Genomic DNA, 14,034 nt, shown 5'->3' with positions numbered 1-14,034 from the left:
GGAGGAAATAAAAATGAAAAAAATTCTGGTAGTATGCGGAAACGGACTTGGAAGCAGCTTTATCGTAGAAATGAATGTGAAAACAGTTTTAAGCCAGCTGGGAGTGGAAGCAGACGTTTCACATACCGATTTAACAACGGCTAAATCTGAAAAAGCGGACATCTACCTGGGATCTAAGGACCTGATTTCCACTTTGGATGACGGAACAAGAACGATCATTGGCCTGACTAACATCCTAGACCAGAACGAGCTAAAAGCCGCATTGGAATCACATTTATCATAATAGAGAAAAAAAGAGCAGGCGATAGACCCGCCCGCTGAAAAATAAAAAGAACAAATACAGTATAACCTGAAAACTGGTTAGATGAAAGATAGATACAGAGGATTTAAAAGGAGGGGTAAACATGTTTGATTTTATCATGAATGATATACTGGGCACGCCCGCCATCCTGGTTGGTTTATTCGCCTTGTTTGGCTTGCTTTTGCAGAAGAAGGGAATTGCCGATGTTATATCAGGCACGCTTAAAACGATCATGGGCTTTCTCATCCTCAATGGAGGAGCAAGCATCTTAATAGGCTCACTTGATATTTTCGGAAAAATGTTTGAAAAAGCCTTTCATATTCAGGGCGTTATTCCGAACAACGAAGCCATCGTTGCGATCGCCCAGCAGACATTTGGGAAGGAAACCGCGATGATCATGCTTTTCGGGATGGTCATGAACATAATAATTGCCCGTTTTACACCATTTAAATATATTTTCCTAACCGGCCATCATACTTTATTCATGGCCTGCCTGATTTCAGCAGTATTTGCAACCGGCGGAGTGACAGGGCTTCCGCTGATCATTATCGGGTCTATTATTCTGGGATTATTAATGGTATTCATGCCTGCGCTTGTCCAGCCGTATGTACGCGAGATCACTGGCAATGACAGTATCGCTGTCGGCCACTTTGGATCTTTCGGCTACTTTGTTTCCGGCTTTATTGGAAAGCGTGTAGGAGATAAATCCAAATCGACAGAGGATATCAAGGTGCCAAAATCACTTGGATTCCTGCGCGATACTTCGGTTGCGATGTCTTTGACAATGACGATTCTCTTCCTGGTTGTGGCGCCGATCGCCGGAAAAGGCTATGTAGAATCTGAATTGAGCGGCGGAGTTAACTTCCTTGTATTCTCGCTCATGCAGGCCATTACGTTTGCAGCTGGTGTATATGTGGTCCTTGCCGGTGTGCGGATGCTGATTGCAGAAATCGTACCAGCTTTTAAAGGGATCGCTGATAAAGTGGTAAAAGATGCGAAGCCTGCCCTTGATTGTCCGGCAGTGTTCCCTTTTGCACCTAATGCAGTTATTATCGGATTCCTATTCAGCTTCGTAGCTGGCTTGCTCTCCATGTTCCTTCTTCCATTATTCGGCCTGAAAATAATTGTACCAGGCCTGATTCCGCACTTCTTCACAGGTGCGGCGGCAGGGGTATTCGGAAATGCAACCGGAGGCAGACGTGGAGCGATGATCGGTTCATTTGCCAACGGTCTATTAATCTCTTTCCTTCCGGCCTTATTGCTTCCGGTTCTTGGGTCACTTGGATTTGAAGGAACTACCTTTGGAGACTCGGACTTTGGGGTCGTGGGGATTTTATTGAGCTTTTTGATTAAATTATTTTCATAAAATGCTTTACCAAAAGGGATTTCACTTTCGGGTGGAATCCTTTTTGTCATTTGCTGTTCCTAATCATTTGTATTATTTTGTGAAAATTCAAAAATAAAATCACAACCTATTGATATATTTGGAAAATTGATTAATAATAATAAAAGGCAAAGAAAGCGCTTAACTAAAATGTACTATGATTATTATAAATAGGCTATAAACTATTATCTGAGACAAAAACGAAATCAGCTAAGATGGAACAAGGGGAGAGAACATGAAAGTAACCATATATGATGTGGCAAAAGAAGCGAATGTCTCAATTGCTACCGTTTCTAAAGTTATTAATAATACTGGAAGAATTGGAGAAAAAACAAAAAGAAAAGTTCTTGAGGTCATGGAACAGCTGGATTATCAGCCCAATATGATGGCTTCTGCATTAATGGGAAAGCAGACCAAGACAATTGGCCTCCTGATTCCGGATCTTGCTAATCCATTTTTCTCCGAGCTTGCACGCAGCATAGAGGACCGTGCACATGAATTTGGCTATAACCTTGTTATTTGCAGTACGGATTACCAAACAGAAAAGGAAAACAAATATCTTGCTCTTTTAAAAAGAAAAAGTGTGGATGGCTTCATTTTAGCATCTGGATTTGAGGATTTAAAAAAAGTTGAAGAATTGGTAAAAGACGATGTTCCCGTAGCAATAGTAGCACGTGATCTTCCAATGTTCTCAATAAATACGGTTGCATTAGATGATTTCATGGGCGGTTATTTGGCAGCCTCCCATTTAATAGAACTTGGCCATCAAAATATAGGTGTGATTGCCAGGGATGTCTGGAGCAACAGGGAAAGGCTGCGGGATTCAAGCAGGCATTAGAAGAGAGCAATTTAGAATTTACCCGGGAATTTGAATATATCAATGAGATTAGTCATGTTGAACCTGGGAAAATTATGACAACCAAATATCTTAAAGGCAAAAAACCGCCAACAGCTATTTTTGCATGCAACGATTTATTGGCAATCGGAGCAATCCAGGCAGTTAAAGAACAGGGGATGAGTGTGCCCGAGGATATTTCAGTTGTGGGTTTCGATAATACTCTTATTGCAACCATTGTAGAGCCTCCATTAACTACAGTTGCCCAGCCAATCCAGCATATGGGAAGAGAAGTACTGGATTTGATTGTTTCGATGATTAAAGGAGAAAAGAAAGAAAAGATGCGTTTGACATTACTACCATCTCTAGTTATCAGAAATTCTACAGCAAGAAATAGGAATAAAGACCTGAAAGAAAAATTAGAAAATTTATAAAAGTTATTGATTTTTTATAATATTATGAATAAAATAATATCAACACCGATTTTGATAAAGCGCTTAACTTAATTTATAGCTTCCGTGAAAACCAAGACAGTTGAAAAGTAATGGCTGCTTATTGAAAAGATTCTTCTAAGGCACAAAAAGGCCTTTGATCGTCGTGCAGACTATCCAAAAGGCCTTCCAGTATTTTTATTAGGAAAAATTTTTTATAGAAAAAAGTAAGCGCTTTAACAAAAGAGTTGTAATTTAAGAATTGGTCCGATTGATTTTATTTTTATAGAAAAAGGTAAGCGCTTACTGTACTGAAGGAGGAGAATGCAATGAAAGCACTTCTAAAAACAGAGCCAGGAGTTGGAAATATTGACCTTTTAGACATTAATGAACCCACTATGGGTTCAAATGAAGTGAAAATCGAAGTGAAGTATACGGGGATTTGCGGCACAGATTTACATATTTATCATGAAACCTTTAAAAGTTACCCGCCTGTCATTATAGGTCATGAATTCTCCGGGGTTGTAGCTGATACAGGAGAAAATATTACGAAGGTAAAGTCGGGAGATCGGGTAGTGGTGCTTGGATCAACTGCCGTTACATGCGGCACTTGTCATTACTGTAAAACAGGATATTACATGTTTTGTTCAGAACGGCGGGGAATGGGGCATGGAGTGGATGGCAGTTTTACGCAATATGCTGTAGTTCGAGAAGATATGGTTTATAAGATTCCTGAAAATGTAAGTCTTGAGGAGGCCGCATTATCGGAACCTCTCGCTTGTGCGGTTCAGGCCATTGAAGAGCTGACAAATATTCAAGTTGGCGATACCGTTTTATTATCCGGGCCAGGTCCTATTGGGCTCATCTGTTTGTCCTTGCTGGCTGTAAAAGGCTGTAAAGTCATTGTGGCAGGAACATCTGCAGATAAAATGAGGCTGGAAATCGCCAAAAAACTCGGAGCAGATGTTGTCGTTGATGTAATAGCTGAAGACCTGCAAACCATTGTGATGAGTCAAACGAATGGTATGGGTGCTGATGTAACGGTAGAATGTGCAGGTGCTGCCCCATCAATCAATAGCTGCCTTAAAGCTTTAAAAAAACGGGGCAAGCATATTCAAGTTGGCATAGCAGGCAAAGAAATCACAATGGATTTTGATATCATTTTGTACAAACAAATACAGCTATTTGGTTCTCTTGCACATTCCATGAAAACGTGGAATCGAGTCATGCAGATATTAGAACAAAAGAAAGTAAACCTTCAGCCAATCATTACCCATAAGCTTCCGCTGACACAATGGAAAGAAGCGTTTGATCTATGTGAACAAAAGCAATGCGGAAAGGTGCTTTTAAGCCATTCCTTATAAAGCTGATTTATATGCAATTTTATTTTGCGAAAGGAGGGAGCCAGATGCCAAAGACAAAATTGGCAGCGGGTGAGAAAGAAAGTGTTCTTATTCCGGAGACAATGAAGTCTGCCTATCTGCAAAGGCCTTTGGAAGTTAGTGTTGAAGAAGAAAGAGTCCCTGCTGTTACTGGTAAAGAAGTACTGGTCAAGGTAATGGCCGTTGGGATTTGCGGTTCGGATATTCATTATTTTGCTCACGGGCGCATTGGCAAAAGATATGTTCAGTATCCGCATGTACAGGGACACGAGTGTGCAGGAATCGTTGTGTCTATAGGTGAAGAAGTAACAAAATTTAAGGTTGGAGATCGTGTAGCTGTGGAACCGGGTGTTGCTTGTATGAACTGTGAATGGTGTAAAGAGGGAAGGTATAACCTATGTCCCGACGTACAATTTTTATCTACACCGCCGGTAAAAGGAGCTTTCGTTCAATATTTAAGACACCGGGAGGATTTTCTATTTCCAATTCCCGATTCTTTATCTTACGAAAATGCAACTCTTGCAGAGCCATTATCCGTATCGATCCATGCCGTAAAACGCGGAGGCTTAACTCCGGGTTCCACCGTAGCCATTACAGGTATGGGACCTGTTGGTCTGATGACCGTGATAGCGGCAAAAGCATTTGGTGCAAAGGAGATCATTGTCAGTGATATCGAGCCATTAAGATTGGAAACAGCCAAAAAATTTGGCGCTACAAAGATAGTCAACGCAGCAAATGAAGATCTGAATGCTGCCATTGAAGAGATAACCTCGGGCTTAGGCGTTGATATGTTTATAGAAACCTCTGGAAACGCTAAAGTATTACAATCATCAATTGAATCTGCAAAAAGAGGCGGCTCTGTTGTTGTTATCGGATTTCCGGCAATTGAAGAAGTGCCTCTCAACATCACATTAATGCTTCAAAAGGAAATCGATCTTTTTTCTGTCTATCGTTATACGAATACCTACCCTTTAGCCATCAGTCTGCTAGATACAATCGGCAGCAAGGTAGAACCCATTATTACAGATAAATATAAGCTTGAAGATATCCAGGAAGCAATGAACCAGGCTCATACAAATCGAAGCGGCAGTTTAAAAGTCATGGTATATCCCAATCATTTACAAGAGTAATAGAAGAATAGGATTTTAGAAATGGGAGTTATTTTTAGAGGAGTTAATTCTTCTAAAAGGCTCTTAAAATAAAAAAGGGGGATTTAAAATGAGAAAAGCATTGAAAGCGGCTTCACTGGCCACGATTTTATCTTTGGCTTTAGCGGGGTGCGGAGGGGGATCATCAGAAAAGAAACAGGCTAGTGCAGATTCAGCAGAAGGAAAGCAAACTGTACTCGAATTAAGTATTCCCGAGCCTGAGGGAGCAAAATTTGATGTAGCAGCAAAAGCCTTTAAAGAGGAGCTGGAGAACTTAACAGATGATCAAATGACGGTAAAAATACATTATAATAATGCGCTTGGCGGAGAAAGAGAAGTATTTGAATTAATGGGAATGGGTTCTCTGGATATGGCTATTCAATCTGCGGGTCCAATGGGAAACTGGGTTCCGGAATTTAATATGTTCGATCTGCCGTTCCTATTTGATAACCGGGAGCATGCACATGCAGTATTAGATGGAGAAATTGGAGATGAACTGGCTCAAAAATTTGAAGAGCAGACAAATGTTAAGGTTCTTGGCTGGGTGGAAAATGGTTTTGTGGCCACATCATCAAATAAAGCCATTAACAGCGTTGAAGATGTAAAAGGATTGAAGGTGCGTGTTCAGGAAAATGAGCTGCAAATTGATGCATGGAAGGCTTATGGTGCAGATGCAACACCAATGGCCTGGACGGAAGTATTTACTGGATTACAGCAAGGAGTTATTGATGGTCATTCCAACTCATTGGCAACCATCCAAACATCCAAGATTTTTGAAGTACAAACCCATGTAGCTCTTTTGGAAGACAGATATGCACCTGGCCCAATTTCTATAAGCAAAGCTACTTTTGAAAGTCTTACTCCAGATCAGCAGGACGCTGTATTAAAAGCAGCAGAACATGCAGAACCAATTGGAAGACAGGCAAATGAAGATAAAATAAATGAAGCAGCCAAATTCCTTAAAGATCAGGGATTGGAGCTGACAGAGCCGGATAAGGAATCCTTTAAAGCAAAAACCGATTCAGTCTATGAAAAGTGGGCGCCTAAAATTGGGGAAGAAATCATTGAAAAAGTAAAAAATCTGGATTATTAGGCTGCTGAGAGGGCAATGAGGAATTGAATTATTTGTTGCCCTCTTCATTTAAGGAGTTGATTAGATGAAGAGCATATCCGGATTGTATATTCGAACCATCGATATGCTGAACAAGTTTTTTGGCTATGCTTTGGCTTTTATTATGGCATTTATGACCATTATTATCTTTTGGCAGGTTATCGCACGCTACGTAGTCGGCTCTTCCTTGGCCTGGTCAGAGGAGCTTTCAAGATTTTTAATGATATATATGATCATGATCGGCGCCTCGCTTGCGCTTAGGGAGAACCAGCTCATATCCGTTGAAGTCGTGCCGGAAATGTTAAGGGGACGAGTCAAGAAATGGCTGACCGTTATAGTCCATCTCATTTCCATCATTTTTTATTCGGTCATTATCATGTTTGGATGGAAGGTAGCGCAAAGCTTTGGCAATCAAATTGCCCCTGGTACAGGAATATCAATGTTCTTTATCTACCTTTCTTTGCCGCTGGGAGGCATATTGCTTCTATTGAACTCCATCACATGTATTCTGGAAGAGTTCATAGAAAGAAAGGAGTGAAATGATGCTGCCTGTTTTCTTTATATCTCTATTCATCTTTATCTTTCTAAGTGTGCCGATCGCTTTCTCATTGGGGTTATCTACGGCATTAGGGGTTTGGATGCATGATACGCTGCCATTGGAAATAATTCCGCAGAGAATATTTGTTTCCATGAACTCGTTTCCATTAATGGCCATCCCGTTTTTTATTCTTGCAGGAAATTTGATGGGCGCTGGAAGCATGTCGAAGAGACTGGTTAATTTCGCAAGTGCTCTGGTGGGGCACTTTACTGGCGGATTAGCAATGGTGGCGATCGTTACATCCATGTTTTTTGCAGCTATTTCAGGATCTGGTGCCGCCACAACAGCGGCGATTGGTTCTATTCTCATCCCGGCTATGGTGGCAAGAGGTTATAAAATTGAGTATGCTGCGGCCAATCAGGCGGTAGCAGGTGCTTTAGGGATTATCATTCCGCCAAGTATTGCCATGATATTATACGGTGTCGCTGCGGAAGTTTCCATAGGGGACCTTTTTATCGCCGGAATCCTTCCGGGCTTATTAATTACTTTTTCGCTTCTGATCAGTGCGTATATCATCGCAAACCGCCGCGGATATGTTGGGGAGGAGAAGAAAAGCTTCCCTGATGTCCTCGTGTCGTTTAAGAAATCGTTTCTTGCCCTTCTAATGCCAATTATTGTGCTGGGGGGCATCTACTCAGGTGTGTTTACTCCGACAGAAGCATCAGTTATTGCAGTTGTTTACTCTTTTGTTGTCGGTTTCTTTATTTATCGGGATATTACTATTCAGCAGCTGGCTGATACCTTAAAGAAATCAGCCATCAGCAGTTCAATCATCATGATAGTAATTGGAACTGCCGGCTTGTTTGGCTTTTTCATCGAGATGAATGGCGTTCCGGGAATGATATATGGTTCAATATCCGATGTTGTTACCAATAAATATATTTTCCTTATTATCGTAAACATCATTCTGTTTATAGCAGGCATGTTCTTAGAAGGAGGAGCAGCGATCCTGATTTTTGTTCCGCTGTTACTGGGAACCGCAGTCAATCTGGGAATAGATCCAGTTCATTTTGGAGTCATCATGGTTTGTAATTTAGCGATTGGATTGGTAACCCCTCCTGTAGGGATTGATTTATTTGTTGTATCCCAGCTTACAAAACTATCAATTGTAAAAATTGGAAAAGCGGTAATTCCGTTAATTTTCATCTTGATTATCGATGTGCTTGTTATTTCATTTTTCCCGCCGCTTTCTACCTGGCTGCCTTCGCTATTAAAATAAAAAAATACAGTTATAAAAATAAAGCTAGACGCAAAATCCTAAGTTGCTAATAACAAGATAAGTTTCCTTATCTTGTTCATTTTTCACCATTTGGTAAAGCGCTTAACTAAATTAATAGAACAAAACCAAAAGGAGGATTTAAATGAATACCCCATTAAACGAAGAAAAATTAAGGTATTTAATTGAGAAGTCATCTAAAGCAAGACAACTAATTATTCAGACGGTGCATCACGCAGGAGCAGGGCATATAGGAGGGCCAATGTCTGCTTCAGATGTCCTTGTAAATTTGTATTTTAATGAAATGAATGTAAATCCGGATAACCCTGCAGATGAACAGAGAGATCGATTTGTACTATCAAAGGGGCATTCTGCGATTGGGCTCTATGCAGTTTTAGCACTTAGAGGATATTTTCCGACAGAGGAATTGCAAACCTTTGATTCATTAAATTCACGCTTGCAGGCCCATCCGGATATGAATACCCTTCCAGGTCTGGACATGTCAACAGGCTCGCTAGGTCAAGGGATTTCCGCAGCCGTCGGAATGGCCCTGGGTGCAAAACTTCAGAATAAAGAATTCCGCACATATTGCATGATTGGTGATGGTGAATCACAGGAAGGTCAGGTTTGGGAGGCAGCGGATATTGCTTCTAAATATAAATTGGATAATCTGGTCGTTATTCTCGACTTTAATAAGCTTCAGCAGTTTGGCTGGCAAGGTGAAGGAGCTTCGAGAGCAAATCCGGTAAATGAGCCAAAACAGCGCTGGGAAGCTTTTGGCTGGCATGTCATTGAGATAGATGGCCATAACCATCAGGAGATTAGTGAAGCTTTAAGTCATGCCAGAGAGGTAACAGGAAAACCGGTTATGATTATCGCTAACACGGTGAAAGGCAAGGGTGTTTCGTTTATGGAAGGAGATTATTTATGGCATTCAAGAATTCCGACAGATGAAGAGTTAAGCAGCGCATCAAAAGAACTGGAAATGGGGGTTCAATAATGAAAAGCTTACTGTCTAAAGATCAAGTTTCAATGAGGGATGTTTTTGGAGAAACACTGCTTAAATTATCTCTGGAGTCCGATAAGGTTTATGCGATTGATGGAGATTTGGCAAACTCAACCAAAATAGATGCTGTGGCAAAAGGGAATCCTGCTAGATTTCTGCAAATGGGCATCGCTGAACAGAATATGATGAGTGTGGCTGCTGGATTGGCTGCAACTGGTTTACAGCCCTGGGCTGCTACCTTTGCTGCATTTCTGTCAAAACGTGCCATTGATCAAATTCAAGTACAAATTGCTCAGCCAAAATTAGATGTGAAAATGATTGGAGCCTATAGCGGTTTGCTGACAGGGGTAACGGGAAAAACGCATCAATCCCTGGAGGATATCGCAATTTTTCGTTCATTAGCTAATATGGTTGTTCTCGCACCTGCAGACAGTACTGAAGTGGAAAAAATGATGGAGTTTGCACATAAATACGAAGGGCCTGTATATATGCGCCTTGCCCGTGACCCGTATCCAATCATATTTAATGAAGATTACCATTTTGAATTAGGTAAAGCGGTGCATTTAAAAGAAGGAACGGACATTACCATCATTTCTACAGGAACACAAACCAGCAGGTCTTTAGCTGCGGCAGAACAATTAGAAGCTGATGGAATCTCTGCAGCTGTGATTCATATGCCGACCATTAAGCCGCTTGATAAAGAAGCAATTGTTAAAGCTGCAGAAAATACAGGAGTTATTGTTACAGCAGAGGAGCATAGCATTTACGGCGGCCTTGGAAGTGCAGTGGCAGAGGTTTTGGTAGAAGAGAAACCGGTTCCCATGCTTCGTGTAGGTGTGAAAGATCTAAATTCAGAGTCAGCTAAAAATGATGATCTGCTGGAGAAGTACGAAATTTCATCCGGCCACATTGTCAAAAGAGTTAAAGAGGCATTGACGAAGAAAAATTCTTCAATTTAACCAAAGGATGGGAGAGGTAAAAGATGCAGACAAGTATTTTAAATGAAAAGCTATTCATTGATGGACAGTGGGTTCAATCGGAAAATACACACAAAGTATATAACAAATATACCGGAGAGCTCTTTTCAGAGATTGGCATAGCTGATGAAAAGCTGGTGGATCAAGCGGTTTCAGCTGCTGTATACGCACATAAAAATACCACATTTACCCCGGATTACCGCTATAAGGTGTTAATGCGTGCAGCAGAGCTGCTGCTGAGCCATGCCGAAGAATTCGCGCAAATTATTGCCAATGAAGGCGGCAAACCGATCACAGATGCAAGAGCTGAAGTGAATCGTTCAGCATCTACCTTTCAGATAGCAGCAGATGAAACCAAAAAGCTCGTGGGAGAAATTATCCCAAATTATAACGTGCAGGGCAGATTTCTATATACGGTAAAGAAGCCGGTTGGGGTTGTAGCTGCGATTACTCCCTTCAACTTTCCGTTAAATCTTGTTGCACATAAAGTTGCTCCGGCCTTGGCAGCGGGAAATCCAGTTATTCTTAAGCCGGCATCTGATACTGCGACAATTGCTATAAAACTATGTGAATTGTTAGAAAAGGCAGGAGTTCCCCGGGGTTACCTGCAGATTGTAGTAGGTAGCGGGGGGACAGTTGGTGAACAGCTCCTGAAGGATGAAAGGATTGCGCATTATACATTCACAGGTTCACCTGGGGTAGGCAAACATATACAGAAGACAATTGGATTAAGAAAAGCAACCTTAGAGCTGGGATCCAACTCCGCCACGATCGTTCATAGTGATGCGGATATTAATAAAGCTGCTGCCAAGCTTGCCAAAATGTCATTTGCACATGCCGGGCAAATATGCATTTCAGTTCAGAGGATTTTTGTTCAGAAATCTGTTAAAGAGAAGTTCCTTGAAAAGTTTTTGCAGGAAGTTTCCTATCTTAAGGTGGGGGATCCTTTGGATCCGAATACAAATGTTGGCCCAATGATCAATGTGAAGGAAGCTGAACGCATTGAGCAATGGGTGAAGGAAGCAGAAGAGGATGGAGCAGTAATATTAACCGGGGGAAAACGAGAAGGCAGTATTTTTTACCCGACCGTAGTGACAAATGTGAGAAAAGGGATGAAGGTTTCGGATGAAGAGGTGTTCGCACCTGTCGTGACCGTCTCAGAGTACGAAACAATTGAAGAAGCAATTGAGCTTGTGAATGACTCGAAGTATGGCCTGCAGGCCGGAATCTATACTTCCGATCTGAGTTTATCTTATAAAATTCCTTACATGCTTGAAGTAGGCGGTGTTGTTATTAATGATACTTGCTGCTTCAGGACGGATCAAATGCCTTATGGAGGCGTGAAAGAAAGTGGAAATGGCAAGGAAGGTCCGGCTTATGCCATACAAGAACTTGTGGAAACTGTGACGGTCGTTGTAAATCTTGAAGAATAATAAATAGGTTCATATAAAAATAGAAAGAGCTGATAAAATTGGACACATTTAAGATAGCAGTTATTCCAGGTGACGGCATTGGACCGGAAGTAATTGATGAAGGCGTCAAGATTATGAAAAAGGCCGCAGAGCTGGATGGCCGTTTGCAGCTCGAGTTTACGTATTTTCCTTGGGGCTGTGAATTTTATTTAAAGAATGGAAAGATGATGGATGAAGACGGGATTGACCAGTTAAAGTCTTTTGATGCCATCTATTTGGGGGCTGTCGGCTATCCGGGGGTGCCGGACCATATCTCTCTTTGGGATCTGCTCCTGAAAATCAGGAAGGAATTTGACCAGTATGTAAATATTCGGCCTATCACACTATTAAATGGTGCACCATGTCCGATTACTGGCGGAAATAAAGAAAACATCGATATGCTATTCATTCGTGAGAATAGTGAAGGTGAGTATGCAGGAGCGGGGGATTGGCTTTTTAAAGGCAAACCCGAGGAAGTCGTTTTACAGACAGGGGTCTTTTCCCGGAAAGGTACGGAGCGCATCATCCGGTATGCTTTTGAAACAGCGTCCAAAGCAGGGAAAACACTGACCAGCATAAGTAAAGGAAATGCACTTAATTATTCCATGGTATTTTGGGATCAAGTGTTTGAGCAGGTGAGCAAGGAATATCCCCATGTTCAAACCTATTCCTATCTTGTTGATGCAGCAGCTATGTACATGATTAAGGATCCTGCAAGGTTCGAGGTTGTTGTAACCTCCAATTTATTTGGAGATATTTTAACAGATTTGGGTGCAGCGCTGGGAGGCGGCATGGGGCTCGCTGCCGGAGCTAACATTAATCCTGAAAAAATGTTCCCGTCAATGTTTGAGCCAATTCATGGTTCAGCACCGGATATTGCAGGGAAAGGGATAGCCAACCCGCTGGCCGCAATTTGGTCAGCCAGCCAGCTGTTTGATTTTCTCGGCTTTACCGATATAGGAGAAAATCTGCTGGGCTGTATCGAAAAAACTTTGGAAGAGAAAAGAGTTCTTACTCCAGATCTTGGCGGATCTGCTTCCACTTCAGAAGTTGGTACGCGTGTAGCTGAAATTTTAACTGAAAGGACAATAGCACAATCATCGGTATAACATTCACGTGGAACTATAGAGAAAACAGCGCTTTTTCCGACAGCGCTGTTTTTCCTATTGAACATGCGCTGGTAAAACGGAGTAGATTGAACGCAGTTATCATAGCTGAAAAAGGAGACTTGCCGATGATTCAAAAGATAGCAGTTATTGGGGCTGGAACAATGGGGCATAGTATTGCCTTGAATTTTGCACTTTATGGCCTAAATGTAAATGTTTATGACCCAGAACGGAGCAGTATTGAGAAAGCCAGGGATGAGATTAATAGGCAGCTGGACTTATTGCTGGAAGTGGGAAATATAAATATCCAAAGTAAGATCGATGCGCTCAAGGGTATCCATTATTATACCAGCTTAAAAGAAACAGTAGCAGATAGAGAGTTTGTGGTAGAAGCCGTCCCTGAGAATCTGGAATTAAAACAGGATCTTTTTAAAAAATTAGATGATTATTGCCCTCCAAAGGCCATTTTAGCAAGCAACACTTCAAGCTTGGATTTGGAGACCATGATGGCAAAGGTAAGCGAAATGAGAAAAAAGAGAATCCTGTTAACTCATTGGTATAACCCTGCGCATATCATGCCCCTTGTGGAAATTTCGAATTTTGGCAATAACCTTAAAGAAGTGTATGAAGATGTGAAAAGCTTGCATATGTACATCGGCAAACAATGTATAGAAGTACTGCAAAACATTCCTGGTCTGGTGGCAAATCGGATCCAGCAGAGTGTGGCAAGAGAGGTATTCTCCCTGATGGAGCAGCACGCTGCATCTCCAGAGGATATTGAAAAAGCGTTAATGTTTGGTCCTGCATTCCGATACGCCACAACAGGGCAATTAATTATTGCAGATATGGGCGGATTGGATATATGGTGCACGGTAGGTGATAACTTGCTGAAGGATATGGAGAATAGGCAATGCGCAAGCCCTTTGCTAAGAGAAAAAACAGCTGAAGGAAAGCTGGGGTTAAAGTCAGGCGAAGGTTTTTTTAAATATCGAAAGGATGAAGCAGCGGAAATTAAGAAGCAGTTTAATAGAAAGCTCCTTCATCAGCTAAATGCTTCCCAATACTATATGAATCATATTAAATGAAAG

General features: G+C 41.5%; 14 protein-coding genes. All 14 read left to right on the top strand.

Annotation, left to right across the window (positions count from 1 at the left end):
- Nucleotides 1-13 precede the first annotated feature (13 nt).
- The 14 genes from ACXAD1_RS22720 (at nucleotide 14) to ACXAD1_RS22655 (ending at nucleotide 14,031) form a co-directional block, all read left to right on the top strand.
- Nucleotides 14-283 (top strand): PTS sugar transporter subunit IIB, encoded by a 270-nt coding sequence (locus tag ACXAD1_RS22720; protein WP_009332100.1) that lies wholly within the window; start codon nucleotides 14-16, stop codon nucleotides 281-283.
- 121 nt (nucleotides 284-404) lie between these two features.
- Nucleotides 405-1,667 (top strand): PTS ascorbate transporter subunit IIC, encoded by a 1,263-nt coding sequence (locus ACXAD1_RS22715; RefSeq protein WP_048009154.1) that lies wholly within the window; start codon nucleotides 405-407, stop codon nucleotides 1,665-1,667.
- Between the two features lie 253 nt (nucleotides 1,668-1,920).
- The gene (locus tag ACXAD1_RS22710) at nucleotides 1,921-2,523 is read left to right on the top strand and encodes a LacI family DNA-binding transcriptional regulator (RefSeq protein WP_474911107.1); all 603 of its coding nucleotides are present in this window, start codon (nucleotides 1,921-1,923) and stop codon (nucleotides 2,521-2,523) included.
- On the top strand, nucleotides 2,481-2,954 hold the full coding sequence (locus ACXAD1_RS22705) for a LacI family DNA-binding transcriptional regulator (protein WP_474911346.1): 474 nt from the start codon (nucleotides 2,481-2,483) through the stop codon (nucleotides 2,952-2,954). Before ACXAD1_RS22710 ends, ACXAD1_RS22705 begins: the two co-directional genes overlap by 43 nt.
- Nucleotides 2,955-3,280: 326 nt before the next feature.
- Entirely contained in the window at nucleotides 3,281-4,315 is a 1,035-nt protein-coding gene (locus ACXAD1_RS22700) for a zinc-dependent alcohol dehydrogenase (protein WP_474911106.1), read from the top strand.
- Nucleotides 4,316-4,359: 44 nt separating this feature from the next.
- Nucleotides 4,360-5,463 (top strand): NAD(P)-dependent alcohol dehydrogenase, encoded by a 1,104-nt coding sequence (locus tag ACXAD1_RS22695; RefSeq protein ID WP_474911105.1) that lies wholly within the window; start codon nucleotides 4,360-4,362, stop codon nucleotides 5,461-5,463.
- Between the two features lie 88 nt (nucleotides 5,464-5,551).
- Complete coding sequence (gene dctP, locus ACXAD1_RS22690) at nucleotides 5,552-6,574, top strand: TRAP transporter substrate-binding protein DctP (RefSeq protein ID WP_474911104.1); 1,023 nt, start codon at nucleotides 5,552-5,554, stop codon at nucleotides 6,572-6,574.
- Between the two features lie 64 nt (nucleotides 6,575-6,638).
- On the top strand, nucleotides 6,639-7,130 hold the full coding sequence (locus ACXAD1_RS22685; protein ID WP_474911103.1) for a TRAP transporter small permease: 492 nt from the start codon (nucleotides 6,639-6,641) through the stop codon (nucleotides 7,128-7,130).
- A gap of 4 nt (nucleotides 7,131-7,134) precedes the next feature.
- Nucleotides 7,135-8,409: a TRAP transporter large permease gene (locus ACXAD1_RS22680; protein ID WP_474911102.1), complete on the top strand. Its 1,275-nt coding sequence runs from the start codon at nucleotides 7,135-7,137 to the stop codon at nucleotides 8,407-8,409.
- A 142-nt stretch (nucleotides 8,410-8,551) separates the two neighbouring features.
- On the top strand, nucleotides 8,552-9,406 hold the full coding sequence (locus ACXAD1_RS22675) for a transketolase (RefSeq protein WP_474911101.1): 855 nt from the start codon (nucleotides 8,552-8,554) through the stop codon (nucleotides 9,404-9,406).
- Nucleotides 9,406-10,371, top strand: coding sequence for a transketolase family protein (locus tag ACXAD1_RS22670; protein ID WP_474911100.1), 966 nt, complete (start codon nucleotides 9,406-9,408; stop codon nucleotides 10,369-10,371). The genes ACXAD1_RS22675 and ACXAD1_RS22670 overlap by 1 nt, the downstream gene beginning before the upstream one ends.
- Nucleotides 10,372-10,394: 23 nt before the next feature.
- A complete protein-coding gene (locus tag ACXAD1_RS22665; protein ID WP_474911099.1) occupies nucleotides 10,395-11,822 on the top strand; it encodes an aldehyde dehydrogenase family protein in 1,428 nt (475 codons plus the stop codon).
- 38 nt (nucleotides 11,823-11,860) lie between these two features.
- Complete coding sequence (locus ACXAD1_RS22660) at nucleotides 11,861-12,949, top strand: tartrate dehydrogenase (RefSeq protein ID WP_474911098.1); 1,089 nt, start codon at nucleotides 11,861-11,863, stop codon at nucleotides 12,947-12,949.
- A gap of 125 nt (nucleotides 12,950-13,074) precedes the next feature.
- Nucleotides 13,075-14,031: a 3-hydroxyacyl-CoA dehydrogenase family protein gene (locus ACXAD1_RS22655; RefSeq protein WP_474911097.1), complete on the top strand. Its 957-nt coding sequence runs from the start codon at nucleotides 13,075-13,077 to the stop codon at nucleotides 14,029-14,031.
- Nucleotides 14,032-14,034 lie beyond the last annotated feature (3 nt).

The sequence above is a fragment of the Cytobacillus sp. ABV4_503 genome (assembly GCF_056158445.1).
This window is presented reverse-complemented; position numbering and strand designations above follow the sequence as displayed.